Origin of the sequence: Gordonia sp. DT30 (genome assembly GCF_049844915.1) — a bacterium.
In the GTDB taxonomy this organism is placed as follows: Bacteria; Actinomycetota; Actinomycetes; order Mycobacteriales; family Mycobacteriaceae; genus Gordonia.
Genome location: NZ_JBNCLY010000002.1, coordinates 188,805 through 215,023 on the forward strand (window position 1 = coordinate 188,805; position 26,219 = coordinate 215,023).

At 68.0% G+C, this 26,219-nt stretch carries 22 protein-coding genes; 15 read left to right on the plus strand and 7 right to left on the minus strand.

What is annotated here, in order from left to right; all coding sequences use genetic code 11:
• Positions 1-76 precede the first annotated feature (76 nt).
• The 5 genes from dxr (at position 77) to ACLQ3C_RS02870 (ending at position 6,629) form a co-directional block, all read left to right on the plus strand.
• Positions 77-1,249, plus strand: a complete 1,173-nt coding sequence (gene dxr, locus ACLQ3C_RS02850; protein WP_425703240.1) for a 1-deoxy-D-xylulose-5-phosphate reductoisomerase — start codon at positions 77-79, stop codon at positions 1,247-1,249.
• A gap of 85 nt (positions 1,250-1,334) precedes the next feature.
• Positions 1,335-2,567 carry a M50 family metallopeptidase gene (locus ACLQ3C_RS02855; protein WP_425703242.1) on the plus strand — a complete coding sequence of 411 codons (1,233 nt, stop codon included), beginning with the start codon at positions 1,335-1,337 and terminating at the stop codon, positions 2,565-2,567.
• A gap of 84 nt (positions 2,568-2,651) precedes the next feature.
• The gene (ispG, locus tag ACLQ3C_RS02860; RefSeq protein ID WP_425703244.1) at positions 2,652-3,830 is read left to right on the plus strand and encodes a flavodoxin-dependent (E)-4-hydroxy-3-methylbut-2-enyl-diphosphate synthase; all 1,179 of its coding nucleotides are present in this window, start codon (positions 2,652-2,654) and stop codon (positions 3,828-3,830) included.
• A 39-nt stretch (positions 3,831-3,869) separates the two neighbouring features.
• Positions 3,870-4,706, plus strand: a complete 837-nt coding sequence (locus ACLQ3C_RS02865) for a GNAT family N-acetyltransferase (protein ID WP_425703246.1) — start codon at positions 3,870-3,872, stop codon at positions 4,704-4,706.
• Positions 4,707-4,799: 93 nt separating this feature from the next.
• A complete protein-coding gene (locus tag ACLQ3C_RS02870; RefSeq protein WP_425703248.1) occupies positions 4,800-6,629 on the plus strand; it encodes a penicillin-binding transpeptidase domain-containing protein in 1,830 nt (609 codons plus the stop codon).
• Positions 6,630-6,686: 57 nt separating this feature from the next.
• Here the strand turns inward: ACLQ3C_RS02870 and ACLQ3C_RS02875 are convergent, their stop codons facing one another.
• The 3 genes from ACLQ3C_RS02875 to ACLQ3C_RS02885 are packed head-to-tail and all read right to left on the minus strand — an operon-like array spanning position 6,687 to position 9,645.
• Positions 6,687-7,475: a heme ABC transporter ATP-binding protein gene (locus ACLQ3C_RS02875; protein ID WP_425703249.1), complete on the minus strand. Its 789-nt coding sequence runs from the start codon at positions 7,473-7,475 to the stop codon at positions 6,687-6,689.
• 2 nt (positions 7,476-7,477) lie between these two features.
• A complete protein-coding gene (locus ACLQ3C_RS02880; RefSeq protein ID WP_425703251.1) occupies positions 7,478-8,560 on the minus strand; it encodes a FecCD family ABC transporter permease in 1,083 nt (360 codons plus the stop codon).
• A complete protein-coding gene (locus ACLQ3C_RS02885; protein ID WP_425703253.1) occupies positions 8,557-9,645 on the minus strand; it encodes a heme/hemin ABC transporter substrate-binding protein in 1,089 nt (362 codons plus the stop codon). Before ACLQ3C_RS02885 ends, ACLQ3C_RS02880 begins: the two co-directional genes overlap by 4 nt.
• 82 nt (positions 9,646-9,727) lie before the next feature.
• Between ACLQ3C_RS02885 and map the strand changes: the two genes are divergently transcribed.
• Positions 9,728-10,591, plus strand: a complete 864-nt coding sequence (gene map, locus ACLQ3C_RS02890) for a type I methionyl aminopeptidase (protein WP_425703255.1) — start codon at positions 9,728-9,730, stop codon at positions 10,589-10,591.
• Between the two features lie 5 nt (positions 10,592-10,596).
• Here map and ACLQ3C_RS02895 read toward each other — a convergent pair whose 3' ends face one another.
• Positions 10,597-11,316: an SDR family oxidoreductase gene (locus tag ACLQ3C_RS02895; RefSeq protein WP_425703257.1), complete on the minus strand. Its 720-nt coding sequence runs from the start codon at positions 11,314-11,316 to the stop codon at positions 10,597-10,599.
• Positions 11,317-11,457: 141 nt separating this feature from the next.
• Between ACLQ3C_RS02895 and ACLQ3C_RS02900 the strand changes: the two genes are divergently transcribed.
• Together ACLQ3C_RS02900 and ACLQ3C_RS02905 are read left to right on the plus strand one after the other, a co-directional pair.
• A complete protein-coding gene (locus ACLQ3C_RS02900; RefSeq protein ID WP_425703259.1) occupies positions 11,458-13,023 on the plus strand; it encodes a cobyric acid synthase in 1,566 nt (521 codons plus the stop codon).
• A gap of 58 nt (positions 13,024-13,081) precedes the next feature.
• The gene (locus ACLQ3C_RS02905; protein ID WP_425703530.1) at positions 13,082-13,885 is read left to right on the plus strand and encodes an alpha/beta fold hydrolase; all 804 of its coding nucleotides are present in this window, start codon (positions 13,082-13,084) and stop codon (positions 13,883-13,885) included.
• Between the two features lie 14 nt (positions 13,886-13,899).
• Here the strand turns inward: ACLQ3C_RS02905 and ACLQ3C_RS02910 are convergent, their stop codons facing one another.
• Together ACLQ3C_RS02910 and ACLQ3C_RS02915 are read right to left on the minus strand one after the other, a co-directional pair.
• Positions 13,900-15,306: a mycothione reductase gene (locus ACLQ3C_RS02910; RefSeq protein WP_425703261.1), complete on the minus strand. Its 1,407-nt coding sequence runs from the start codon at positions 15,304-15,306 to the stop codon at positions 13,900-13,902.
• 5 nt (positions 15,307-15,311) lie between these two features.
• A complete protein-coding gene (locus ACLQ3C_RS02915) occupies positions 15,312-16,424 on the minus strand; it encodes an alpha/beta hydrolase (RefSeq protein ID WP_425703263.1) in 1,113 nt (370 codons plus the stop codon).
• 163 nt (positions 16,425-16,587) lie between these two features.
• Here ACLQ3C_RS02915 and mqo point away from each other — a divergent pair, with 163 nt between their 5' ends.
• The 7 genes from mqo (at position 16,588) to ACLQ3C_RS02950 (ending at position 25,386) form a co-directional block, all read left to right on the plus strand.
• Positions 16,588-18,111, plus strand: a complete 1,524-nt coding sequence (gene mqo, locus ACLQ3C_RS02920) for a malate dehydrogenase (quinone) (protein ID WP_425703265.1) — start codon at positions 16,588-16,590, stop codon at positions 18,109-18,111.
• A 50-nt stretch (positions 18,112-18,161) separates the two neighbouring features.
• Positions 18,162-18,680 (plus strand): GNAT family N-acetyltransferase, encoded by a 519-nt coding sequence (locus tag ACLQ3C_RS02925; protein ID WP_425703267.1) that lies wholly within the window; start codon positions 18,162-18,164, stop codon positions 18,678-18,680.
• On the plus strand, positions 18,677-20,689 hold the full coding sequence (locus ACLQ3C_RS02930) for a VWA domain-containing protein (RefSeq protein ID WP_425703269.1): 2,013 nt from the start codon (positions 18,677-18,679) through the stop codon (positions 20,687-20,689). The genes ACLQ3C_RS02925 and ACLQ3C_RS02930 overlap by 4 nt, the downstream gene beginning before the upstream one ends.
• A 36-nt stretch (positions 20,690-20,725) precedes the next feature.
• Complete coding sequence (gene cobO / locus ACLQ3C_RS02935) at positions 20,726-21,343, plus strand: cob(I)yrinic acid a,c-diamide adenosyltransferase (protein WP_425703270.1); 618 nt, start codon at positions 20,726-20,728, stop codon at positions 21,341-21,343.
• A 4-nt stretch (positions 21,344-21,347) separates the two neighbouring features.
• Positions 21,348-22,829 carry a cobyrinate a,c-diamide synthase gene (locus tag ACLQ3C_RS02940; RefSeq protein ID WP_425703272.1) on the plus strand — a complete coding sequence of 494 codons (1,482 nt, stop codon included), beginning with the start codon at positions 21,348-21,350 and terminating at the stop codon, positions 22,827-22,829.
• A complete protein-coding gene (locus ACLQ3C_RS02945; RefSeq protein ID WP_425703274.1) occupies positions 22,816-24,471 on the plus strand; it encodes a GAF domain-containing protein in 1,656 nt (551 codons plus the stop codon). Before ACLQ3C_RS02940 ends, ACLQ3C_RS02945 begins: the two co-directional genes overlap by 14 nt.
• A 183-nt stretch (positions 24,472-24,654) precedes the next feature.
• Positions 24,655-25,386 carry an alpha/beta hydrolase gene (locus ACLQ3C_RS02950; protein ID WP_425703276.1) on the plus strand — a complete coding sequence of 244 codons (732 nt, stop codon included), beginning with the start codon at positions 24,655-24,657 and terminating at the stop codon, positions 25,384-25,386.
• 97 nt (positions 25,387-25,483) lie between these two features.
• Here the strand turns inward: ACLQ3C_RS02950 and ACLQ3C_RS02955 are convergent, their stop codons facing one another.
• Positions 25,484-26,197, minus strand: coding sequence for a response regulator (locus ACLQ3C_RS02955; RefSeq protein ID WP_425703278.1), 714 nt, complete (start codon positions 26,195-26,197; stop codon positions 25,484-25,486).
• Positions 26,198-26,219: the final 22 nt, after the last annotated feature.

Consider the following 26,219-nt stretch of genomic DNA (forward strand, 5'->3'; position numbering starts at 1 on the left):
GCGAGCGGGCCGAATGGGGCCGGCGCCGGGAGCGTAGCGAGCGGGTTGCGCTTCTTGGCTGCGGCGATGGGCGACAATGGTCGGCGTGACGACGCGTGTGCTGATTCTCGGTTCGACCGGCTCGATCGGGGTACAGGCCCTTGAGGTGATCTCGGAGCATCCGGAGCTGTTCTCGGTGGTCGGGTTGGGCGCTGGCGGCGGCAATCCGGGGTTGCTGGTCCGCCAGGCTCGTGAGTTCGATGTTCCGGCAGCTCGGGTGGCCGTCGCCGACGCGTCGGCGGCCGACAAGGTCGCAGGCGAACTCGACGACGGGGTGCTGGGCGGACCGGAGGCGATGTGCCGGCTGGTCGAGTCCGTCGAGTCCGATGTGGTGCTGAACGCGGTCGTCGGTTCGATCGGCCTGCGCCCGAGCCTGGCCGCGCTTGCGTCCGGCGCACGTTTGGCGCTGGCGAACAAGGAGTCCCTGGTGGCCGGGGGTGCGTTGGTGCTGCGCGCGGCGGCGCCCGGGCAGCTCGTGCCGGTCGATTCGGAGCATTCGGCGATTGCTCAGTGCCTGCGGGGTGGCAGTGCCGACGAGGTCGACCGGCTGGTGCTGACCGCGTCGGGCGGACCGTTTCGGGGGTGGAGTGCGGCGCAGCTCGAAGCGGTGACCCCCGAGCAGGCGGGTCACCATCCGACGTGGTCGATGGGTCCGGTGATCACGTTGAATTCGGCGACTTTGGTGAACAAGGCGCTCGAGGTGATCGAGGCACATCTGCTGTTCGACGTGCCCTACGACCGCATCGACGTGACGGTGCATCCGCAGTCGATCGTGCACTCGATGGTCACCTTCGTCGACGGCGCCACCATCGCGAAGGCGTCACCGCCGTCGATGAAGTTGCCGATCGCCTTGGCGCTCGGCTGGCCGCATCGGGTGCCGGGCGCGTCGCGGGCGTGCGATTTCTCCACCGCGTCGTCGTGGACATTCGAGCCGGTCGACCACACGGTCTTTCCGGCGATCGAACTCGCGCGCCGTGCAGGCGTGGCCGGCGGCAGCCTGACCGCGGTGTACAACGCCGCAAACGAGGCCGCCGCCGAGGGATTCTTCGGCGGTGCGATCGCGTTCCCACGGATCGTCGAGATCATCGGTCGTGTGCTCGACGACGCAGATCAGTGGCATGGGCGCCCGGGTACTGTGGAGGAGATCCTCGCCGCGGACGCGTGGGCGCGTGCGCGTGCCACCGAGCTGGTGGGCGCGCTGCAGCGATGACCTACGCTGCGGTCCCGCGGGGATGAGCACGTGGGTGCGGTGAGTGTGATCCGCGCAGCGGTGAGGGAAACGGAGAATCGGAGAAGTGGTTTTCGCGATCGGCGTCGTGCTGTTCGCCCTGTCACTGTTGGCGTCGATCGCCTGGCACGAGTGCGGGCACATGTGGGCGGCGCAGGCGACCGGCATGAAGGTGCGTCGCTATTTCGTCGGCTTCGGACCGACATTGTGGTCGACTCGTCGGGGTGAGACCGAATACGGGGTGAAGCTGCTGCCGTTCGGTGGATTCTGCGACATCGCGGGGATGACGCCGCATGAGGAGCTCGCCGCCGACGAGCTGGATCGGGCGATGTACCGGCAGAAGGCGTGGAAAAGGCTGGTGGTGCTGTTCGCCGGTCCGGCCCAGAACTTCATCCTGGGCTTCCTGCTGATCGTCGTCGCCGGCCTGGTCTGGGGTCTGCCCGATCTGTCGCCGCCGGCCGCCGGCACCACCGTCGCCGAGATCTCCTGCGTGAATCCGTCGATCGCGGTGGCCGCCGACGACACGGCGAAGCCGGCCCCGTGCTCGGGAGCCGGTCCGGCGCAGGCCGCCGGGCTGCGCGATGGTGACCAGATCGTCGCGGTCGACGGGGTGGCTGTCACGACGGCGTCGGATCTGACACCGCGAGTCCAGAAGAGCACCGGCCCGGTCGAGCTGACGGTGCGGCGTGACGGCCACGAGTTCAACGCGACCATGACGCCGCAGCCGGTGACCATCACCACCACCGACCAGTCCGGCGTCAAGAAGTCCGAGACCATCAATCGGGTCGGGATCACGTTCGAGCAGCCGCCGCTGTGGAAGCACTACAACGCGTTGACGGTGCTGCCCGGGTCGGCGGTCTTCACTGGCGAACTGGCACATCAGACGTGGAACGCCCTGGTCTCGATGCCCACCAAGGTGCACAACCTGTGGATTGCGGTCACCGGTGGTGAACGCTCGGCCGACACGCCCGTCAGCGTCTACGGGGCCAGCGTGCTCGGCGGGCAGGCCGCCGAACGTGGGCTCTGGGACACTTTCCTGTTGCTGCTGATCAGCATCAACTTCTTTCTCGGCCTGTTCAATCTCGTTCCGCTATTACCCTTGGATGGTGGGCATATGGCCATCGTCGGGTACGAGAAGGGACGCGACACCGTGCGTCGATGGTTCGGCCGGGCCGCCGGCGGGCCGATCGACTACTACAAACTGCTACCCGTCACGTACGCGGTGGTGATCGTCATGGCCGGGTTCATGGTGCTGACGTTGACTGCCGACATCGTCAACCCGATCAAGATCCCGAATTGATGGCCATGCCCGACGCCGCCCAACTGTGGCGCACAACCGCTTACGAGCTACAACTCGACACCCGAAATTCCGCAGGAGAACGAGATGTCCGCACCTGACCCGACGCTGATCGGCCTCGGCATGCCCGCGGCCCCACTTCCGGTGCTCGCACCGCGCCGCACCACCCGACAGATCCAGGTCGGCTCGGTCGGTGTGGGCAGCGACCACCCGATCTCGGTCCAGTCGATGACGACCACGAAGACCCATGACATCAATGCGACGCTCCAGCAGATCGCGGAGCTCACCGCATCGGGGTGTGACATCGTCCGTGTCGCCTGCCCCCGGCAGGAGGACGCCGACGCGCTGCCGATCATCGCCAAGAAATCGAAGATCCCGGTGATCGCCGACATCCACTTCCAGCCCAAGTACATTTTCGCCGCGATCGACGCCGGGTGTGCCGCGGTGCGCGTCAACCCCGGCAACATCAAGGAATTCGACGGCCGCGTCAAGGAGGTCGCCAAGGCCGCCGGCGACGCCGGCATCCCCATCCGCATCGGTGTCAACGCCGGTTCCCTGGACAGGCGGCTGCTGGAGAAGTACGGCAAGGCCACCCCCGAGGCGCTGGTGGAGTCGGCGCTGTGGGAGGCCGGCTTGTTCGAGGAGCACGGCTTCGGCGACATCAAGATCTCGGTCAAACACAATGATCCGGTCATCATGGTCGAGGCGTATCGGCAACTCGCCGCGCAGTGTGACTACCCGTTGCATCTCGGTGTCACCGAGGCCGGACCGGCTTTCCAGGGCACCATCAAATCGGCGGTGGCATTCGGCGCACTGCTCTCGGAAGGTATCGGCGACACCATCCGGGTGTCGTTGTCGGCGCCACCGGCCGAGGAGATCAAGGTCGGCGATCAGATCCTGCAGTCGCTGAATCTGCGACCCCGCAAGCTCGAGATCGTGTCGTGCCCGTCATGTGGCCGCGCCCAGGTCGACGTCTACAAGCTGGCCGACGCGGTCACAGCCGGCCTCGAGGGCATGGAGGTCCCGTTGCGCGTGGCCGTCATGGGCTGTGTGGTCAATGGGCCAGGGGAGGCCCGCGAGGCCGACCTCGGCGTCGCCTCGGGCAACGGCAGAGGCCAGATCTTCGTCAAGGGCGAAGTCATCAAGACGGTACCGGAGGCCGAGATCGTGGAGACCTTGATCGAGGAAGCGCTGCGGATTGCCGGGGAATCGGGAGACACTGGAGAGGGCGCGACTGCGGGTCCGCCCATCGTGACCGTCTCCTGAGGTCACACGGCCCGAGCACACGGACGAAGGAGCATCGCGGTGCTGAAGCTGCTGGGCGAGAAGCCGCTCGGGGCGCGGGATGCACCCGCGGTGGGTCGGGTCCTGGGTTCCGACCCGGTGCCCATGTGCATGGTCGCCGCCCGTTTCGAGTCCCACGGGATCGAACCGCGCATGCTCGGCGGGGAGATGTGGAGTGCGGGCAGCCCGGAGACGTCGCTGTGTTTCTCCGGTGCCAACCTGATCCCGTTGCGGGGGTCGGTCGCCGACATGGAGTACTTCGCCGACCGGGCCACCGCCGGGGCGCGGGTGTGCTCGTCGGTTGTCGGTGACGCCGACCTGACGATGGCGCTGTGGGACCGGATCAACCCCGTCTGGGGGCCGGCGCGTGAGGTCCGCCCGGTGCAGCCGCTGATGGTTCTGCAGGGGCCGCCGGCCGTCGATCCCGACCCGCAGGTGCGTCTGGTGACCCCGGACGACCTCGACGCGTATCTGCCCGCGGCCGTCGACATGTTCATCGGTGAGGTCGGTGTGGATCCGTGCGCCGGCGACGGCGGTCGTTCGTATCGCCGACGGCTGGCGTCGCTGGTCGCGGCACGGCGGGTGTTCGCCCGATTCGAGCACGGCGAGGTGGTGTTCAAGGCCGAGATCGGATCGATGTCGCGCGCCGTCGGCCAGATACAGGGTGTCTGGGTCGACCCGCGGGTGCGCGGGCGCGGGTACGGCGCGGCCGGAACCGCCGCGGTGGCTGCGGCGGTCACCTCGCTCGGCCGCATCCCGAGCTTGTATGTCAACAGTTTCAACTTGGCGGCGCAGGCCGCTTATCGTCGGATCGGTTTCACCCAGGTCGGCACATTCGCCACCATCCTGATCGATTGACGCGCCCGATACCGGCGTCGTGCCGAGATCCTCGGCGATCATGCCGCGTGGCAACCGTATTCGGCGTCCTGGCCGTCCTAGGATCGGCAGTCGATGAACGTCTCGATGCGCCGCGCCGCCGGCCTGGTGGCCGTGTTGGTCAGCGCTACCCTCGCACTGGGGGCGGTGAGTGGGTGCGCGTCGGGCGACGACGGCCCACGTCAGGCGGTACAGGCATTCCTGGACGCATATGGGCACGGTGACGCAGCCAAGGCCGCAGAAATGACCGACAATCCGCAAACCGCGGAGAAGGTGCTGCGCTCGGCGTGGAACGGCCTGTCCGCCGAGTCGGTGTCGGCACGGACCGGCAAGGCGTCGATCGATCAGGACACCGCCGACATCGACGTCACCTACTCGTGGCGCTTGCCGGGGGCGCGGCAGTGGGGCTATGACGGCACCGTCAAGGCTGTCCGCTCTGATTCCCGCGGCTGGCAGGTGCGCTGGACCAGCACCGATATTCATCCCAAACTCGGTGTCGATCAACGTCTCTCGATGCGGACCACCGAGGCGCCGCGGGCAACGGTCAATGAGGCCGACGGCTCGGAGGTGATGGTCAACGGCACCGTGATCGGCATCAACTTCGATGCCAAGGCGGCCGCCGCACAGGGGTCGGTGGGCGATTCGGTGACGCGGATGGTCGATGTTCTGCGGCCACTGCACCCCGATCTCGATCCACAACGCATCGCCGAAGAATCGACGTCATCCGGGCGGCCCTATCCGATCGCCCGTCTCTCCGAAGCCGACTTCAACCGGCTGCGCGACCAATTGGCGATTCCCGGTGTCGTGCACAACGAACAGTCCGAACTCGTTCCCACGGACGCAGGATTTGCGCCGGTTCTGCTGAACGGGGTGCGTCCGGTGGTCGAGGACGAGGTGGCCGGCCGTGCGGGCTGGCGGGTGGTGACGCTCAACCCGAATGGACTCGACGCCGACGTGCTCGCCGATCACGCCTCGTCGCCCGCCGCTGCGGTCCCGCTGAGCCTGTCGCGTCAGGTCCAGGATGCCGCACAGCGAGCGGTCAACGCCGGCAATACTTTTCAGGTCGCAATGGTGGTGATCCAGCCATCCTCCGGTCGCATCCTGGCGGTGGCGCAGAATCCCGCCGCCGATGCGCATGGGCCGATTGCGACCACCGGTCTCTATCCGCCGGGTTCGACATTCAAGATGGTGACGGCGGCAGCGGCGTTCAATGCGGCGATGGTGCACCCGGATTCGACCGTCGGGTGTCCTGGTGAGGTCACGATCGGGCCGCGCACCATTCCGAACTACGACAGCTTTTCGCTCGGATCGGTGAGCTTGCAGCGGGCGTTCGCGCAGTCGTGCAACACCACCTTCGCCAAGCTGGCGAGCGAGATGGGGCCGTCGGATCTCGCCCATGCGGCGGCCGCCATGGGGATCGGCCGCACCTTCGACATCCCGGGCCTGCAGACCATGACCGGTTCGGTACCGATCGAAAGCGATCTCGTCGCCCGCACCGAGGACGGCTTCGGCCAGGGTAAGGATCTGGTGAGTCCGTTCGGCATGGCGCTGGTTGCCGCCACGGTCGCCAACAACGGCAAGATGCCGGTGCCGCAACTATTGCTGGACCGACCGACCACGGTGACCGGGCCGTCGGCGACCCTGAATCCCGACGTCGTCGGCCAACTGCGTCCGATGATGCGCGAGGTGGTGACCACCGGTACCGGCACTGCGATCGCCGCGCAGGGCGAGGTGTTCGGCAAGACCGGCGAGGCGGAATTCGACGGCGGTTCGCATGCCTGGTTCGCGGGGTACCGGGGCGATCTGGCGTTCGCGACGCTGGTGGTGAGCGGCGGGGATTCCAACAATGCCGTCGGTGTGACCCGCGACTTCTTCTCGTTCCTGCCCGCAGGTTTCGGGGTCTGAGTCGGTTTGGGGCCAAGAGCCGCCGGCATCGTCGGGCCGGCCGGGGCAGTGCACCTGCTATTTCCGGACGGGCATCACTATCAGCCGGCCATCGCGTTCGAAGATGTCCACGGGATGGTCGTAGGTCTGCGAGAGCAATTCGCTCGTCAGCACCTCGCGCGTCGGCCCGAAGGCGAGCAGCCGCCCGTCCGTCATCAGCGCGACCCGATCGGCATACGCCGCGGCCAAGCTCAGATCATGGACCACGAGCAGTATCGCGGAGCCGGAATCACGGAGTTCGCACAGGATCTGCAGAACCTGCTCCTGATGGCGGATGTCGAGCGCGGCGGTCGGTTCGTCGAGCATCATCACCGGCGTGTGTTGCGCCAGCGCCCGGGCCAGTGACACCCGCGCCTGCTGTCCGCCGGATAGTTGTGAAAACGGCTGGTGCACAACGGCATCGAGATCGCAGCGGGCGATGGCGTCGGCGATCAGGGCCGGCGACCGGGCCGCCTGCGGGGAGCGCAGCCACGGATAGCGGCCCATCTCGACGACCTCGCCGACGGTGAACGGGGTGTCCACCCGATTGTGCTGGGTCACCACCGAACGTCGTCGCGCCAGCTCCCGATGCGAGATGCGGGCGACGTCTCGCCCGTCGACGACGACCGCTCCGCTCTGTGGCGCCCGAGCACCCGACAATGCCGACAAGAGCGTGGACTTGCCACATCCGTTGGGGCCGACGAGCGCGACGAGCTCGCCGGGTGCCACGTCGAGCGATACGTGGTCGACGACGTCGCGGCCGCCGAGGTTCACGACGACGTCGTGCGCGTGGATACCCGTGCGGGTACCGGAATCCGGTTCGGTCATCGTCACCACCCGGCACCGGCGTGCCGACTGCGGCGGAGCAGCACGAAGAAGGCGGGCCCGCCGACCAGTGAGGTGAACACGCCCAGCGGGAGGTCGGCGCCGCCGAGGACGGTGCGTGCGGCGAGGTCGGCCACCCCCAACACCAGCGCGCCGCCGATTACGCTCGCCGGCAACAGGATCGCATGGCGTGGTCCCACGATCAGCCGCATCACGTGCGGCACGACCAATCCGACGAACATCACGATGCCGGCGAAGGCAACGGCAGCCGCGGTGAGGATCGCCACCAGCACGATCACCTGCCGGCGCACGGTCTCGACGTCGACACCCAGAGAAGCGGCCTGGACCTCACCCAGGGCCAATAGATCGAGCTTGTGTACCAACAACATCGCCGCGGCCACCCCGGCCACCACCAGCGGCAGCGTCACCCACACCGCATTCCAGTTCGCCCCCGCCAGGGAACCCAATTGCCAGAACACGATCTGTTCGCGCGCAGCAGTGGTGGCGGTGAAGGTCAGGTACGCGATGATGCCGAGGGCGAACGCATTGACCGCGATTCCGGTGAGTACCAACATGATCGCCGACGACGAACCGTCGCGCAGTGACAGCACATAGACGGCGGCGGTCGTGATCAGGGCGGCGACGAACGCCGCGCCGGCCAGCGCCCAGCCGTTGACGCCGACCCCGCCGATCACGATCATCAGGCACGCACCGACTGCCGAGCCCGACGAGACGCCGATCACGCCGGGCTCGGCCAGTGGGTTGGCGAGCATGCCCTGCAGCAGACATCCGCCGGCGCCGAGTGCGGCACCGACGATCAGGCCCAACACGATTCGCGGGAACCGCACCACCCAGAGTGCGTGTTCACCCTGCGGGTGCGTCGGCAGCGAGCCGATGTTCAGCCCGAAGTGGTGGGCAAGGCTACCGAGCACCTGGGCCGGCGGGACCGGGATCTGGCCGATGGCCGCCGATGCGATCGCCACGACGGCGGTCGCGATCAGCAGGGTGACGATCACGACGGGTGCCGAGATCCGCCCGGATGCCGGTGTTCTGGCGCGCTGGGTGGTGGGGGAGCCGGACGCGCTCATGTGTAGATCGCGTGGCCGAGGGCGCCGAGAACCCTGCCGACATCGGGCCCGAAGGCCAGCACCTCGGACTCGTCCATCGCCACGACGCGCCGGTTGCGCCCGGCAGTGGTGTCGGCGACACCGGGTAGCGCGAGCACCCCGCCGAGCCCGCCCACCGAGTCGGCACCCTGCGTCATCACCAGGATCACGTCGGGGTTCGCACGCAACAGCGCCTCGGCGGTGACGGCGGTGAACTGTGCGCTGAATCCGGCTGCGCTGCCCGCGTCGGTGCCGCCGAGCGCGCTGATGAGGTCATCGGCCCCCGACTTCGGGCCCGCGAGCAGCACCAGTCGGGGCCCACGGATGTAGAGGAACGCGATCTTCGGATCTCCCGACGGGTCCGGGACCGCAGATCTCGCGGTGGCGATGTCGGCCTCGGTGCGGGCGACGAGCTGCTCACCTGCGGGTGTGACACCGAGGGATGCGGCGACGGCGCGGATCAGCGCTGGTGTGGCCGCGACAGTTCGCGTGGAATCGAAGCCGACCACCGCGATCCCTGACGCACGGATCGCATCCACCGCCTGCGGCGGCGTGGTGCCCGCATCGATGAGCACGACGCTCGGATCGAGCGCGAGGACCGATTCGGCATTGAGCTGGTGGCCGTTTCCGGTCACCAACGGCAACTTCGCCGCCGAGGGAAAGGTGGTCGATTGATCCCGTCCCACCACCTGGGTCCCGAGGCCGAGGGAGAACACGATGTTGCCGAGGGTGCCGTTGCGGTCGACGGCGATGATCCGGCCGGCGTCGGTGACCGTGACCTTGCCACCCGCCGCCGAGTCGACGGTCGTCGGCAGCGTGACCGCCGGATTCGAGGTGATCGGCACCACGTCGGGGTCGGGCAGGGTCGCGGTCTGCGGACCATCGCGCAGGTGTGCGGCGGAGTCCGACGCCGGGGACTGCGCGATCGGCGCGGTGCTGCATGCGGTGACCGCGGCCAGAAGCGCCAACGTGGATAGCGCCAATGCGACGAGGCGCCGATGGTTGCGCCGTGGTGGTCGGTCGACCTGTCGCCGTCGTTGCACCGATACCTCCGTCTCGACTCGCATTGCCAAGCCTCACCTTAGTCATGTCGAGATGGTGCGGATGTCCGCGGTGGCCCCGGTCCGGGCACGCCTTATGGTGGATGACATGACTGTGCGTGCCCCACTGCGTCCCGGAAAGCTCTCGCCGATCCGGGAGGTCCCCCCGTCCATCGAGCGGCCGGAGTACGTGTGGAAGCCGACGGTCGACGAGGGCCACGAGCCGTGGGTGCAGACCCCGGAGGTCATCGAGAAGGTCCGAGTTGCGAGCAAGATCGCCGCCAATGCGCTGGCCGAGGCGGGCAAGGCGGTCGCGCCGGGCGTGACGACCGATGAACTCGATCGCATCGCGCACGAGTACATGATCGATCACGGTGCCTACCCGTCGACGTTGGGCTACAAGGACTTTCCCAAGTCGTGCTGCACCTCGCTGAATGAGGTGATCTGTCATGGCATCCCCGATTCCACGGTCATCGCCGACGGCGACATCGTGAACATCGACGTCACCGCCTACATCGACGGCGCACACGGCGACACCAACGCGACCTTTCTGGCCGGTGAGGTGTCACAGGAGGCGCGGGACCTCGTCGAACGCACCCGCATCGCCACCGAGCGCGCCATCAAGGCCGTCAAACCCGGCCGTGAACTCAACGTGATCGGTCGCGTCATCGAGTCCTATGCGAACCGTTTCGGGTACACGGTGGTGCGCGACTTCACCGGACACGGCATCGGCGAGACCTTTCACAACGGTCTGGTCGTGCTGCACTACGACCAGCCGAATGTGGACACCATCATCGAACCGGGGATGGTGTTCACGATCGAGCCGATGATCAATCTCGGCGGGCTGCCGTGGGAGATGTGGGACGACGGCTGGACGGTGGTCACCGTCGACAAGAGGTGGACCGCCCAGTTCGAGCACACGCTGGTGGTGACGGCCGACGGCGCGGAGATCCTCACCATCCCCGACATCTGAGGCGACTACGCGCTGCGGGCCCCGCCCTCGACGTGGATCGTCTCGCCGGAGACGAAGCCTGCGGTGAGCAGCCACTGCACGGCGTCGACGATGTCGTCCACCGCGCCGACGCGACCGGCCGGAATGCCGTCGGCGACCCCGGCGAAGAAGGCGTCACGGTCTGCGGCGGACATCTCGTCCCAGGTCCCCGAGTCGATGATGCCGGGGGAGACCGCGTTCACGCGCAGCGGTGCGAGTTCGCGCGCGAGGTGACTGACGGCAAAGGCGACCGCACCGTTGGTGATGCCCATGATCGCGAAGCCCGGTGCCGGCTTCCACGCGGCGACGCCGGAGAACAGCACGATCGACCCACCCGGCGGCATCGACGGCGCGAAATGCTTCGCGAGCAGCAACGGTCCGATCACCTTGGCCTCGAATGCCGTGACGGTCGCGTCGTGGTCGAGGTCGGTCACCGCCACGTTGTGATGAGCGGCGGCCGTCGACACGATGTGGTCGACGGCGCCGGTCGCCGCCGCGGCCGTGGCGATCGACTTCTCGTCGGTGACGTCGATCGTGATCGCCCGGCCGTTGCGCAGTTGCGCCGCGGCTCGCTCGGCTGCCTGCCGATCGCGTGCGCCGACGATCACCGATGCGCCGTTCGCGTCCGCGCGGCGGGCAATGGCCAGGCCGAGGTTCTTGGCACCACCGACCACCAGGACGGTCTTGCCCGACAACGATTCACTCATGAGATGTTCCTTTGCGTTCGCGGTCGATCAGGTACCGGCCGACGTTCTGCCTGCCGGGCGTTGTCCAGAGTATTGCCGCGACATCGGAGTTCCGGCCCGACCGGTCGGGCCACCGGCCGCAGGCGCCGATAGGGTGGCCAGGTGAGTGGGGTGCGCGGTGCTGTGTTGATCGGCGGCACCAGCTCGGATGCAGGTAAGAGCCTCGTGGTGGCGGGTCTGTGCCGGGCGCTGGTGCGTGCGGGTGTGCGCGTGGCGCCGTTCAAGGCGCAGAACATGTCCAACAACTCGGTGGTCACCCTCGACGGTGGGGAGATCGGGCGCGCGCAGGCACTGCAGGCCTATGCGTGCGGGCTGGAACCGTCGACCCGATTCAATCCGGTCTTGTTGAAACCGGGCGGCGACCGGCGTTCGCACGTGATCGTGCGGGGCCGCCCCGCCGGGGATGTCGGAGCCGCCGACTACATCCGTCGCCGGGCCCGGTTGCTCGAGGTCGTCACCGACGAATTACGTTCGCTGCGCGAAGATTTCGACGTCGTCATCTGTGAGGGCGCCGGGTCGGTGGCCGAGGTCAACCTGCGTGACACCGACATCGCCAACATGGGTCTCGCGCAGGCCGCCGATCTGCCGGTGCTCCTGGTCACCGACATCGATCGTGGGGGATCGCTGGCACATCTCTTCGGGACCACTGCGATTCTCGCTGCTGCCGACCAGGCGCGGATCGCCGGCTACGTCGTCAACAAGTTCCGCGGCGACCCCTCGATCCTCGCGCCCGGGCTCGATCAGCTGTACGCCATCAGCGGGCGACCGACCCTCGGCGTGGTGCCGTTCGACGGGGACCTGTGGATCGACGCGGAGGATTCGCTCGCGAGTCCGGTCGGACGGCGGGTCGGGCCCCCGGCAGCAGGCCGGAACGCCGATGACGGGACCGGTGCCATACGGCTGCGGGTCGCGGCGATCCGGCTGCCCCGACTGTCCAACTCGACCGACGTCGAGGCGCTGGCCTGCGAACCGGGCGTGGAGGTGACCTGGGTCGACGACCCGGCCTCGGTCGTCGCCGCCGACCTGGCGGTGTTGCCAGGTACACGTGCCACGGTGGCCGACCTGGCCTGGCTGCGAACGGCCGGCCTCGACGCCGCCCTGCGCACCCGCGCCGCCGAGGACCGTCCGACCCTGGCCATCTGCGGCGGATTCCAGATGTTCGGACGACGCATTCGTGATGGCGTCGAGTCCACCACGGGCCCAGCACAAGTCGACGGACTCGGAATCTTCGACCTCGACGTCGAATTCCGGGCGGACAAGGTCGTTCGGCGAGTCGCCGGACTCGCCGACGGGCATCGGGTCGGTGGGTATGAGATACATCACGGGACGGTAGTTCGGTCCGGCGAAGAATCCTGGCTCGTCGACGACGAGCGCGGCGGCGAGGGTGCGCGCCGCGGTGCCCTGTTCGGCACGCACTGGCACGGATTGCTGGCCTCCGACGCATTCCGCCGGGACTTCTTGCGGGAGATCGCCCGTCGATCCGGCAAACCCGAATTCGAGCCCGCCTCCGACACCCGTGTGGACGACGTGCGCGCCGCGCAGGTCGATCGCATCGCCGACCTGCTCGCCGCCCACGTGGACCTCGACGCGGTCGTCGCCATCCTCACGTCCGGGGGGACCGCTGGGTTGCCGACGATCACCCACTCTCTTGAACAGAGGACCTCTTGAGCCGCGCGACGTCTCGACGATCACCTAGTCTGGGCGCGTGGAGATTGAACAGCGCGCGGTGGAAGTCGGCGATCTGACCTTCGATGTCACCGTCGGGGGGCCGGACAACGGGCCGTGGGTGTTGCTGCTGCACGGCTTCCCGGTGAACGGAAGTTGTTACGACGCGGTGGTGCCCCGGCTGCACGAGGCGGGATTGCGGACGATCGTGCCCAATCAGCGCGGCTACAGTCCGGGGGCCCGGCCGGCGAATGTCGAGGACTATCGGATCGATCACCTCGTCGCCGACGCCATCGGCATCCTCGACGGCCTGGGAGTGCACTACGCACTGCTCGTCGGACACGATTGGGGCGGTCTGGTGGCGTGGCGCCTGGCGGCCGAACATCCGGACCGGTTCACCGGATTCGTCGCCGTCTCGACCGGCCATCCGTCGGCGACGCGGGACTCCCTCGATTCGAGTGACCAGCGTGAACGGTCTTCCTACATCAAGGATTTCATCGCCGAAGGTGCCGAGGAGAAGCTCTTGGCCCGCGATGGGGTGCTGCTGCGCCGGGCGGGGGTGAGCGCCGAGGAACTCGCCCCGCTGAAGCAGCCGGGCGCGCTGACGGCCGGGCTCAACTGGTACCGCGCGAACCTCACGGGCGACATCGCCACGACGATGGCATGTGGTCCGGTGGAGATCCCGACCACGATGGTCTGGAGCGACGGCGATTCGGCGCTCGGGCGTGAGCAGGCCGAGCGCAGTGGGCGATACGCCTACTCCGACTTCAGGTTCTGTGAGCTCTCGGGTATCGACCACTGGGTTCCGCAGAAGGCGGCCGCCGCATTGGCCAGCGAGATCAGTCTCCGCTCCGCGTTGTTCTGAGCGGTGACGATGCGTTAGGAGTCGATGTCGAGGCCGAGTAGGGCGTTCTCGAGCACCTCGGGCATCGCCGGGTGGATCCAGTATTGCCCGCGGGCCATCTGACCCGCGGACAACCCGAACGACATCGCCTGGATCACGGGCTGGATGACGGTCGGGGCCTGTGGGCCGATGATGTGGGCGCCCAACAGTTTTCCGGTGCCGCGTTCGGCGACCAGTTTGCAGAACCCGGTGGCATCCTCCATCGCCCAGCCGTAGGCGACGTCGGCATAGGTCTGCACTTTGACGGTGACGTCCCATCCGGCCTCGCGGGCCGCCGCCTCGCTGAGCCCGACGGCCGCGATCTGCGGATGGGTGAACACTGCGGCCGGGACGTATCGATGGTCGAACGACGCCAGATCGCCGGCCTGCCAGCCCTTCAGCAGATTCGCCTGGACGATTCGTTCTTCGTGATTGGCGACGTGCTTGAGCTGATACGGCGAGCTGACATCGCCGAGCGCCCACACCCGGGGCGCCTGCGTCCGGCCGTGTTCGTCGACGACGACCCGTCCGTCGGTCGCCAGTTCCAACCCGATTGTCTTGAGCCCCAGACGGTCTCCGTTGGGGGCGCGGCCGACGGCGACGAGCAGGACGTCGGTGTCGAGGGTTCGGCCGTCGGCGAGGTGTACACGCACACTCCCGTCCGGCAGGGTTTCGGCATCGGTGACGGTGGTGTTCAGGTGAACGTCCCAGCGTTCCTGTGCGATCGTGGTGAAGCGTTCGGAGACGTCGTCGTCGAGTTTGCGCAACAGCCGGGGCCCGCGGGCGACGATGGACACATCGGTGCCCAGGGCGCCGAAGACGTGGGCGAATTCGGCTGCGATGTAACCGCTGCCGAGGATGAGCATGCGACGCGGCAATTCCTCGAGCCGCATCACATCGTTGTTGGTGTAGTACCGCACCCCGCTGTCGGCGATCACATCGGGCACCACCGCGCGCGAACCGGCCGCGAGCACGACCTCATCGGCCAGCACCACCGCGTCACCGGTGACCAGGCGATAACGTCCGTCGTCATCGCGCCCATCGAATTCGACATGCGCATCGTAGACGGTGATGTTGTCGCAATCCTCGACGCGATAACGCTTTCCGCCCGCCGAGATGGGATCGATGCGGCCGAAGACCCGTGAAACGATCGCGGGCCAGTCGACCCCGTCGACCCGCGAATCGATCCCGAATCTGCGGCCGTGCGCCGCGATCTCGGCCACCTCGGAGGCGTAGACGAACATTTTGGTCGGGATACAGCCGACGTTCAGGCACGTACCGCCGTAGACGCCCTCTTCGAAGATCGCGATACTGCGGTCGGCAAACCTGTCGTCCGGCAACGAGTTTCCGCTTCCGGAACCGACGATCGCCAGGTCGACGCGGGTGGTGGGGGGCGTGGGCACGATGGTCAGGGCCTTTCGGTGGAGGGGACGTCCGCGCTGGGACGATCAGCGCTGGGAGTATCGCGGTCGGGAGTATCGGGGACGGAAACGCCCAGGACGGACGAGAGCCAGGCGTCGACCTCGCGGTAGGCCTGCTCCCGGGCATGGGGAACCGAGAGGAACACGTCGTGGCGCGCGTCGCCGATGGGAACGGTGGTCACGCGATTGCCGAGACAACCACTCCACCGGGCGATCTGTGCGACGTCGAGGACCGCATCGGCGGCATCTGCGGCAGCGGAATAGTGGCGGCTGAAATGTGTTTTGTCCGAACGCAATACGAGTGAGGGGACGCCGACGTCGATACCATGATGGAGATGTCGTTGGGCGGTGCGTACCGCGTTGAGGAAGCCGAAGGTGACCGGAAATCCGCCGAGCGGTTTCTTGTCGAGGTCGTAGCTCCACTCGCCGTTGGCGCTCTCGTGAATACTCTCGCCGTAGGCGGCCGAGAGCTCCTGCGGAATCACCGTCATCGGCCGCGCGGCGGCGACGGCCGCGATCAGCAGGGTCACCGGGAAGGTACGCAGCAGCGCCTCTCCCTGTAGATCCAGCCACGGGCTGTTCAGCAGCAATCCGACGACGCGGCGGTGGCGGTCGGGATCGTCGCGGCGCAGTCGATCCAGCCACAACGCGGTGATCAGACCACCGGTGGAATGCGCGCTGATGATGACCGGGGTCTGCGGGCCGAGGTCGTCGATGATGATGTCGAGGGCCGCGCCGAGCTCCTCGTCGTAGACCCTCAGATCGGTCGCGTAGTGCGGGGTGTGCTGCGGTTCGAGCGACCGGCCGCACTTGCGCAGGTCGATCGCGTAGAACGCATAGCCCAGATCGGCGAAGTGGTCGGCGAGCGGCTCGTGGAAGAAGTAGTCGGTGAAGCCGTGCACATAGAGGACGGCGCCGTTTTCCGCGTGATGATCGCCGGCCGGGCGACGGACGAGGGTCGCGGTGATCGGGTCCTGCCGATCGGGGTCGGGGCGGAGTCCGATCGTGGCGACCTCGTAGCGATCGAGGAATTTGTCGGGTTGCCAGCGCACGGCCGACTCGTCGGTGCCGCGCTCGGCCGGGCCCTGAGAAGACGTCACGATCACCACTGTAGTTCTGCCACGAGCTGCCCCTCGGCGCCGCTGTCGGTGTCGCCCAGCCCACAGTTGCCCGGAGTGCTTGCGGTGGGGCGCGGCGGATGGGGGACAATGGGTTATCGAAAAAGGGGCGAGGGTCGTCCCGGTTGCGTGAATTGGGGTCCAGGTGTCTCAAACGGTGATCAAGACAGATGTGGCGCTGGTGGGCGCGGGCATCATGAGTGCGACGCTCGGAGCGCTGTTGCGCCAACTGGAACCCAGCTGGTCGATCAGCCTGTTCGAGCGGCTCGATGCCGCCGCCGCCGAGAGCAGCGATCCCTGGAACAACGCCGGGACCGGCCACTCGGCTCTGTGTGAGCTGAACTACACCCCCAAGACCGCCGACGGTGACGTCAACATCGACAAGGCGCTCAACATCAACGAGCAGTTCCAGGTGTCACGGCAGTTCTGGTCGCATGCCGTCGACAACGGCATCCTGGGTTCGCCGAACGAGTTCATCAACCCGATCCCGCACGTGAGCTTCACCCACGGTGCAGCCGGCGTCGATTACCTGCGCAAACGCCATGAAAAGCTCGCCGGGCAGGTGCTGTTCGAGGGCATGGAGTTCATCGACGACCCGGCCGAGTTCAGCAAACGCCTGCCGCTGATGTCGACCGGGCGGGACTTCTCCGATCCCATCGCGCTCAACTGGTTCACCGAGGGCACCGACGTCGATTTCGGCGCGCTGACCCAGCAACTGCTGAACTTCGTCAGTCAGGGCGGCGACATCCACTTCGGTCATTCGGTGACCAACCTGAACAAGCAGTCCGACGGGTCCTGGATCGTCAAACTGAAGAATCGCCGCACCGGCGGGAAGTGGGCGGTGCACGCGAAGTTCGTCTTCGTCGGCGCCGGTGGCGGAGCCCTGAACCTGCTGCAGAAGTCCGGGATCGCCGAGGCCAAGGGATTCGGCGGCTTCCCGGTGTCGGGTGAGTTCTTCCGATGCACCAACCCGGACCTGATCGAGCAGCATGCGGCCAAGGTCTACGGGCAGGCGGCGGTCGGTGCGCCGCCGATGTCGGTGCCGCACCTCGACACCCGCGTCATCAATCACAAGAAGGGTCTGCTGTTCGGACCGTACGCGGGGTGGTCGCCGAAGTTCCTCAAGAGCGGCAAGATCACCGATCTGCCCGCCACCATCAAAGCCGGCAACCTCGTGCCGATGATGTCGATCGCGCCGAAGGAATTCGGGCTGCTCAAGTACCTCATCGGGGAACTCGCCGCCAGCCCCGCCGACCGGGTGAAAACCCTTTCGGAGTTCGTGCCGCGAGCCGTCGGTCAGGATTGGGAGCTGATCACCGCAGGTCAGCGTGTACAGGTCATCCGCAAGACGGGCGTCGGCGGAACACTCGAGTTCGGAACGGCGGTGGTGGCCGCGGGTGACGGCACCATCGCGGGCCTGCTCGGCGCGTCGCCGGGTGCCTCGACGGCCGTCCCGGCGATGCTCAATGTGCTCGAACAGTGCTTCCCGGAGCAGTACCGGTCCTGGACCTCCAAGCTGACCGAGATGATCCCGTCGTTCGGGCAGAAGCTCTCGGGCAACCGCGACCTGTTCCGGCAGGTGTGGGACTGGACGAGCGCGAGCCTGCAACTCACCGGTGATGCGCCGCTGGTCACCGGTGACGATCCGGTGGCGACGACGGCCCGATGAAACCCGGCCTGATGACCGGAGCGGCCGCGGTCTGAGATAGTGACGACATCATGACGTCATCGACCCCACACACCTTTCGCCTGCACCACAGCCGCGCCGCCGATCTCGATGCGGCGACGCTGTACCGGATTCTGCGTCTGCGCGTCGACGTGTTCGTCGTCGAGCAGGCGTGCCCGTACCCCGAACTGGACGGCCGTGATCTGGAGGCGTCGACGCAGCACTTCTGGTGTGTTGCCGACGATGTGGCGGATGGGAACGAGGTGGGCGAGGCGGCTCCGGTCGCGGCGACGCTACGGCTGATGCAGGAGGCCGCCGATGTGGACGGCCGGCCGGAGTTCCGGATCGGCCGCGTGTGCACAGAGCGTTCCCACCGCGGCCAAGGACTGGCGGCCGGACTGCTGTCGGCGGCGCTCGAGCGCATCGGCGACCACGTGTGCCGTATCGAGGCACAGACATATCTGACACAGCTGTATGCCGCCTTCGGGTTTCGCACCGAGAGCGAGGAATACCTCGAGGACGGCATCCCGCACGTGTCGATGATCCGCTCTGCCGGGCAGCGCGCCCGATGAGCGCCGACACCGGAGTCTGGGCGGCCGACGTCTCCCGCCCACCGACCCGCTACCCCTTCACCGCGGTGGTCGGACAGGATCGGCTCAAACTCGCGCTGATCCTCAGTGCGGTGTCCCCTGGGATCGGTGGCGTGCTGATCCGCGGGGAGAAGGGCACCGCCAAGTCGACGATCGTGCGCGGTCTCGGACCGCTGATCGATGGGGGCGCACACGCCGGACGCGTCGTCGAATTGCCGATCGGCGCCACCGAGGACCGCGTGATCGGTTCGCTGGACCTCACGCGGGTCCTACGCGACGGACATGCGGAATTCACCCCGGGCCTGCTCGCACAGGCCGACGGTGGAGTCCTCTACATCGACGAGGTCAATCTGCTTGCCGATCACCTCGTCGACGTCCTGCTCGACGCTGCGGCCAGCGGTCGCGTCACCATCGAGCGGGACGCGGTCTCGCACACCCAGGCGGCCGATTTCGTCCTGGTGGGCACGATGAACCCCGAAGAGGGCGAGTTGCGTCCGCAGTTGCTCGATCGGTTCGGGCTCGCCGTCGACGTGAGTGCCGGTCGCGAGGTCGACGAGCGGGTGGAGATCGTGCGTCGCGCAATGGCTTTCGACGCCGACCCCGAAGCATTCGCCGAACGTTATGCGCAAGCAGAAGCGGCACTCGCACAACAGATCTCCCAAGCGCGGCACACAGTGAAAAGCGTGGTCCTGCCGACCGCGCAACTGCGTCGGATCGCCGGTGTCTGCGCCCACCTTCAGGTCGACGGTCTGCGCGGCGACATCGTGGTTGCCCGCGCCGCGACGGCCCATGCGGCGTTGCGCGGGGCGGCCGAGGTCGAGACCGAGGACGTCCGGGTAGCAGTCGAACTGGCATTGCCACATCGCCGCCGCCGCAACCCGTTCGACGAGTCCGGACTGAGCGAGCAAGAACTCGAAGACGCGATGGCAGCCGGCGACGACGCCGCCGGACCGGATACACCACCCGACGGACCCGAACCGCCGGAACCCGGGCCCGACGGTGACACCGACCGCCCGACCCCGCCGTCGGCAGCGGGTCCGGAGACAGCGGGTCCGCCGACCGATTCGTCAGATCCGACGCCACCACCCACGCGGCCCGGCCCGGCCGAGAACGATTCCGCCGGTGGTCCGGCCGGACCGGCGCCCGGCGGACTCTTCGGTACGGTCGGGAACCCCCAGCGGGCACCGCGACTGCATCGACTGAGCGTCTCCGGTATCGGCGACGGCGACCCGGGGCGCCGGTCGGCGGCCCGTAGTCGACGCGGACACACGGTCGGCGCAACGGAATTCGACGCGAGCACACCCGTTCACCTCTTCGGGACGGTGCTCTCGGCCGCCGGCCGCGGTATCGACGAGCAGGGGCGGGTACGGGTGACCCGGCCGGACCTGCGCGGCGCCGCGCGGATCGGGCAGGAAAGCAACCTGGTGGTGTTCGTCGTCGACCTGAGTGGGTCGATGACCGCGCGCCGACGCCTCACCGCGGTCAGCGAACTGTGCGTCGAACTGTTGCGGGACTCCTATACCCGCCGCGACCGGGTCGCGGTGGTTGTTGCGCGTGGATCGGACGCCGAGGTTGCGGTGCCGCCGACGAAGTCGGTCGACATCGCGGTGCGCCGACTCGCGCAGGTGCGTACCGGCGGCCGTACCCCGCTGGCCGAGGGTTTGATGGCGGCCGACGAGTTGATCACGCGGGCGCGCCGCACCGACCCGCATCGCCGCCCGCTGTTGGTGGTGCTGACCGACGGGCGGGCCACGGCGGGAGCCGACGCCGCCGCCCGGGCCCGGGGCGCGGCGGCGACGATCGGCCGCAAGGGAATCGACGCCGTCGTCGTCGATTGCGAGCAGGGCATGGTGCGATTGGGTCTGGCCGCCGACCTCGCCGAGCACCTGAGCGCCGAATTGCTGTCCATGGCGAACCTCGGCCTCGACGCGATCGGCCGATCCGCTGCGCCACGTGCCGGCCGTGCCCGCGCCCCGTATTCGGCGGCCTGACCGCGACCTGGGTAAGTCAAGTCAAGGAGAAATGCAGTGCCGCAGGGTATTCCGACAGAGATCCCCGACGATGGGCTCACCACCCGGCAGCGCCGGAACATGCCGGTGCTCGCGGTGCACACCGGGGACGGCAAGGGAAAGTCGACCGCGGCCTTCGGCATGGCGATGCGTGCCTGGAACGCGGGGATGAACGTCGCGGTGTTCCAGTTCGTCAAGAGCGCCAAGTGGCGGGTCGGGGAGGAGTCCGCCCTCGCCGCGCTCGACGAGGTACATCGCAGCACCGGCCGGGGCGGTCCGGTCGAGTGGCACAAGATGGGGCAGGGCTGGTCGTGGCTGCGCGCCAACGCCGATGCGGACGAAGACCACGCGGCCGCGGCGCGGTCGGGGTGGTCGGAGATCGCCCGGCGGCTGACCGCCGAGGAGCATGACTTCTACATCCTCGACGAATTCACCTATCCGCTCGACTGGGGATGGATCGACACCGACGAGGTTCTCGAGGTGCTGGCGGCCCGGCCGGGCCGCCAGCACGTGGTGATCACCGGTCGCCGTGCGCCCCAGGCACTGATCGACGCCGCCGATCTGGTGACCGAGATGGGTAAGGTCGCTCACCCGATGGACGCCGGCCGCAAGGGCCAGAAGGGAATCGAGTGGTGAGGCCATGAGCGCTGCGCCGGCCGTGGTCATCGCCGCACCCTCCTCGGGTAGCGGTAAGACCACGGTGACCACCGGATTGATCGGCGCATTACGCGCGGCCGGTCATCGGGTGGCGCCGTTCAAGGTCGGTCCGGATTACATCGATCCGGGCTATCACGCGCTCGCGGCCGGCCGGACCGGCCGCAATCTCGATCCCAATCTCGTTGGCGCCGAACTGATCGCACCATTGTTCGCCTGGGGTGCCGCGGGTGCCGACATCGCCGTGGTCGAGGGGGTGATGGGCCTGTTCGACGGCCGGATCACCGGCATCGGCGCCGGCTTCGCCCAGGATTCCGGCGGCGGTGATCCGGATGGGATCGGTTCGACCGCGCATGTGGCAAAGCTCATCGGTGCACCGATCATCCTGGTGGTCGACGCGGCCGGGCACAGCCAGTCGCTGGCCGCTCTGCTGCACGGGTTCCTCGGGTACTCGCCGTCGGTACGGATCGCGGGCGTCATCCTCAATCGGGTCGGCTCGCCCCGGCACGAGGCCGTGCTGCGGCAGGCCTGCGATCGCGTGGGTCTATCGGTTTTCGGTGTGCTGCAACGAGATCCCGAGCTCATGGTGCCCTCACGCCACCTGGGGCTCATTCCGGCCGCCGAGCGGCGCACCGACGCGGTGGCGGCCGTGGCGGCGATGACGGCCACCGTGTCGGCCGCTCTCGACGTCGAGGCGATCGTCGATGCCGCGCGCGGCGGAACGGCGGCACCTGGCGGAAATACGGCGTCGGGCCGGAGCTGGTCGCCCGACGACGCGATCGCGCAGGCCGCCGGGGCGGGCTCCGCCGGGCAGAATCAACCGGTGGCCGGCCGGCCGGTCGTGGCCGTGGCCGCGGGTGCCGCCTTCACCTTCGGATATGCCGAGCACGCCGAGATGCTCCGCGCCGCGGGCGCCGAGGTTGCCGCCTTCGATCCACTGGGCGAACGCCTGCCCGAAGGGGCGGCCGCAGTTGTGCTGGGCGGGGGTTTTCCCGAGGAACACGCAGCGGAGTTGTCGGCGAACGTGCAGTTGCGCAACGACATCGTCGCCCACGCCCGCGCCGGAGGTCCCATTCACGCCGAGTGTGCCGGACTGCTGTACCTGTGTCGTGAACTCGATGGCCACCCGATGGCCGGGGTCATCGACGGCGTCGGCCGCTTCGGGCCGCGATTGACGCTCGGATACCGTGACGCGGTCGCCGTCGGTGATTCGGGGCTCCATCCGGCGGGCACCCGCGTCACCGGCCACGAATTCCACCGATCGTATGTGGAACTGGCTGCGGCACAACCTGCGTGGGCGTGGCGTGACGGTCGAGGCCGGCCGGTGTCAGACGGCATCGGCGGCGGGGCCGTCCATGCGTCCTATCTGCACGTCCATCCGGTGGCGGTGCCCCGGGCGGTCGTCCGGTTCGTGCAGGCGGCGGCGGGCATCGAAACCCGGGAGGAGAACGCGCATGCCAGGCCGTGAGGTGGCCAAGGCGCTCGCGGCGCTGACCGCGCACGGGGTCGACAACCCCGACACACTGCGTGATCTGCTGGAGGCGGTGCTGCTGGTCGGACAAGGACTCGAGCTCGACCACGCGTTGCAGCGCATCGTCGAGGTGGCCGTCGACGTGCTCGATTCCCGGTACGGCGCGCTCGGCGTCCGCGGACCCGACGGCGGTCTGAGCGCCTTCGTCTATACCGGTATCACACCAGAGCAGCGGGCGCTGATGGGTCCGCTGCCGGTGGGACGCGGGGTGCTCGGCGTCCTGATGGACGATCCGCACGTCTTGCGCGTTCCGGATCTTTCGAAACATCCTGCCTCGGTGGGTTTTCCGCCGAATCATCCGCCGATGACGACGTTCCTGGGCGCGCCGGTGATCATCCGCGGTGCGATATTCGGCCGTATCTATCTGACCGAGAAACGTGGAGGCGCGGAATTCTCCGAACTCGACGAGGCACTCATCTCGGTGCTCGCGGTGGCCGCCGGGATCGCCGTCGACAATGCGCGACTGTTCGAGCGGGCCCGCGCCCGGCATCGCTGGATGCAGATACTCGTGCACCGCGGCTCCGAGCCGCTGGCCGGAATAGCATTGTCCGACACGCTGTCCCGGATGTGTTCCGACGTTCGTGATCTGGTCGGGGCGCTCGAGGTATACCTGGTCACCGGGGAAGCAGGAGACCTGTCGGTGCAGGGTGCCACGAGAGATGGACTCGACGCGCGTGATCTGACGGTGCCGTCGGCGAGTGGGATGTCGGTATTGCCGGCCGAGGAGTTCGGTGGGGCATTCGGGCCACTCGGGGCGCACGGGGCGCAGTGGGTGACCGTCCAGCCGCTGCACCGGGCTTCCGGGGCTTTCGGCTGGGTGCTGATCACCCACCGCGCCAAGCCATTCTGGGAGGAAGAGGAGATCTCCGGGCTGGCCGGTGTCGCCGAGATCATCTCGCTGGCCGTCGTCTACGCCGAACAGCAAGACATGGCACGCGATCTCGAGGTTCTCGAGGATCGGCACCGGATCGCTCGGGATCTGCACGACCATGTCATCCAACGGCTGTTCGCGATCGGCATGTCGGTACAGACGCTGCAGGCCGCGCGCAGCAACGACGGCCACGTCGACGACGCCGCCACGGCGCGACTGGATCAGGTGATGACCGACATCGACCGGACCATCGCCCAGATCCGCACCTCGATCTTCGATCTGCAGACCGTCCCCGGGCACCACGACACGTCCACTCTGCGCCGGCGCGTACTCGACATCGTCTCCGAACTGTCCGCACACGCCCCGATCTCGCCGAGTGTGCGGTTCGTCGGCCCGGTCGACACCATCGTTCCCGACGTCCTCGGCCCGCACATCGACGCCGTGCTGCGCGAGGGACTGTCGAATGCGTTGCGCCACTCCGGCGCCGAGCACATCTCGGTGTCGGTGAGCGCCGACGATGTGCTCAGCGTCGAGATCAGCGACGACGGTGTGGGTATCGACGCCACCGTGACCTACCGAGGGCTCGACAATCTCACCCGCCGGGCTGAGGAGTGCGACGGCGTCTTCGACATCGACACCAGTCCGCGCCACCGTGACGGCCGTGGTGGCGGAACCACTCTCACGTGGTCGGTGCCGCTGCAGGCATAGAAGGCGAAAACCGATCGCGGGTCGCGGGTGACCTCTGCTAGGTTTCACCTCAGCCGTGCCAGACGACGAGGAGGTGGTATCCGTGAGCGCAGTATCGACATGGGTGCTCCCCGTTGGGGCCACGGTCGGGCGATAGGTCGTCCGGAGCGCCTTTCCGCAACGGCACTCCGAAAGGCCGCAGGCATGCATTTCATTTCCGAACAACACATCGGGGACGACATCCTCGAACGACACTTCGTCCTCGGTGACATCCCCGGCATCATCTGGATGCCCCACTCGGCAAGCGGACCGGCGCCGATCGTCCTGCTCGGTCATCCCGGCGGACTGGACATGATGTACCCGCGGCTCGCGGCCCGGGCCGCAAGCGCTGCCGCCGACGGCTTCGCGGCGGTCACCATCGAGCTTCCGGGAAGCGGGAACCGGCCCCGATGGGACACGCTCGAACATGCTCGCGCCCGGCTGCGGCGCGCTCTGGCCGCCGGTGAGCCGGTCGGCGACGAGATCATCGACGCACTCATCGTCCCGCTGGTGGACAAGTCGGTCCCGGAATGGCAGGGCGTCCTCGACGCGCTATTCGCCTTGCCCGAGTTCGGTGGTCCGGTCGGATACTCCGGGGGAGTGATCTCAATCGGGGTGCGGCTGGCGGCGAGCGAGCCGCGGATAGCGGCCGCGGTGCTGTTCGCCGGCAGTTTCGTGCCCCGGGCCATGTACCAGGAGGCCCGGCAGGTCACGATTCCGCTGCACGTCCTGCTGCAGTGGGACGACGAGGGCAACGATCGGCAGGCCGCGCTTGATCTCTTCGATGCGTTCGGTTCCGCGGAGAAGACGTTGAACGCCAACATGGGCGGGCACACCGGGGTGCCACAGTTCGCCGGGGAGGCGGCCGCGAGGTTCCTCGGCCGGCACCTGACCTAGGGTCGGGCCTGACAGCGCTCGCCGCCGGGAGAGTGCTGTCGGCGGTGTCTCGAGCGGTGGCGACGGAATCTCGGGCGCCCTCGGCGCCGGGATCCGGCTATGCCTTGCCGTCGCGGATCCTGGTCGCCATCACCGCCACCTGGGTGCGCCGCTGCATGTCGAGCTTCGCCAGAATCCGGGAGACGTAGTTCTTGATCGTCTTCTCCGCCAGGAACATGTTCTGGGCGATCTGCCGGTTGGTGAGACCGTCGCCGATGAAGTTGAACACCTCACGTTCCTGATGGGTCAGCCCGGCCAGCGGATCGGTCTGCTTTTTGCCGTCGCGCAGCCTGGCCAGCAGGGCCGCGGTGCTGCGGTCGTCCAGCAGTGACCCGCCACGACCGACCGTGCGCACCGCGGCCACCAGGTTGTGGCCGAGGATCTGCTTGAGGACGAAGCCCGACGCGCCGGCCAGGACCGCGGCGAGCAAGGCGTCGTCGTCGGCATAGCTGGTCAGCATCAGGCAGTGCACCGACGGCTCGGCGGACCGCACGTCGCGGCACAACTCGACCCCGTTGCCGTCGGGCAGGCGGACGTCGAGCACTGCCACATCCGGACGTGCGGCGAGGATCGCGGTTCGCGCCTCGGCGACCGTGGCGGCCTCGCCGACGACCTCGATGTCGCCGGCCGTGCCGAGTAGATCACGCAGTCCCCGCCGGACGAGCTCGTGGTCGTCGACCAGGAAAACCCGCACAGGCGTACCAGAATCGGCAGCCGCGAGATCTGAGGGGGCCGGAGTGGCCTCGGGTGCACGCGCATCGGTGGTGGCCATGGGACGAAATTACCCCACCTCC

Excerpts from the sequence above, each read along its gene's own strand:
- ACLQ3C_RS02955 (WP_425703278.1), bottom strand. The coding sequence starts at position 26,197 with ATGGCCACCACCGATGCGCGTGCACCCGAGGCCACTCCGGCCCCCTCA.
- ACLQ3C_RS02875 (WP_425703249.1), bottom strand. The coding sequence starts at position 7,475 with ATGACCGAACCGGATTCCGGTACCCGCACGGGTATCCACGCGCACGAC.
- ispG (WP_425703244.1), top strand. The coding sequence starts at position 2,652 with ATGTCCGCACCTGACCCGACGCTGATCGGCCTCGGCATGCCCGCGGCC.
- ACLQ3C_RS02930 (WP_425703269.1), top strand. The coding sequence starts at position 18,677 with ATGAGCGCCGACACCGGAGTCTGGGCGGCCGACGTCTCCCGCCCACCG.
- ACLQ3C_RS02870 (WP_425703248.1), top strand. The coding sequence starts at position 4,800 with ATGAACGTCTCGATGCGCCGCGCCGCCGGCCTGGTGGCCGTGTTGGTC.
- ACLQ3C_RS02950 (WP_425703276.1), top strand. The coding sequence starts at position 24,655 with ATGCATTTCATTTCCGAACAACACATCGGGGACGACATCCTCGAACGA.
- ACLQ3C_RS02925 (WP_425703267.1), top strand. The coding sequence starts at position 18,162 with ATGACGTCATCGACCCCACACACCTTTCGCCTGCACCACAGCCGCGCC.
- ACLQ3C_RS02885 (WP_425703253.1), bottom strand. The coding sequence starts at position 9,645 with ATGCGAGTCGAGACGGAGGTATCGGTGCAACGACGGCGACAGGTCGAC.
- map (WP_425703255.1), top strand. The coding sequence starts at position 9,728 with ATGACTGTGCGTGCCCCACTGCGTCCCGGAAAGCTCTCGCCGATCCGG.
- ACLQ3C_RS02940 (WP_425703272.1), top strand. The coding sequence starts at position 21,348 with ATGAGCGCTGCGCCGGCCGTGGTCATCGCCGCACCCTCCTCGGGTAGC.
- dxr (WP_425703240.1), top strand. The coding sequence starts at position 77 with ATGGTCGGCGTGACGACGCGTGTGCTGATTCTCGGTTCGACCGGCTCG.
- ACLQ3C_RS02895 (WP_425703257.1), bottom strand. The coding sequence starts at position 11,316 with ATGAGTGAATCGTTGTCGGGCAAGACCGTCCTGGTGGTCGGTGGTGCC.
- ACLQ3C_RS02945 (WP_425703274.1), top strand. The coding sequence starts at position 22,816 with ATGCCAGGCCGTGAGGTGGCCAAGGCGCTCGCGGCGCTGACCGCGCAC.
- ACLQ3C_RS02880 (WP_425703251.1), bottom strand. The coding sequence starts at position 8,560 with ATGAGCGCGTCCGGCTCCCCCACCACCCAGCGCGCCAGAACACCGGCA.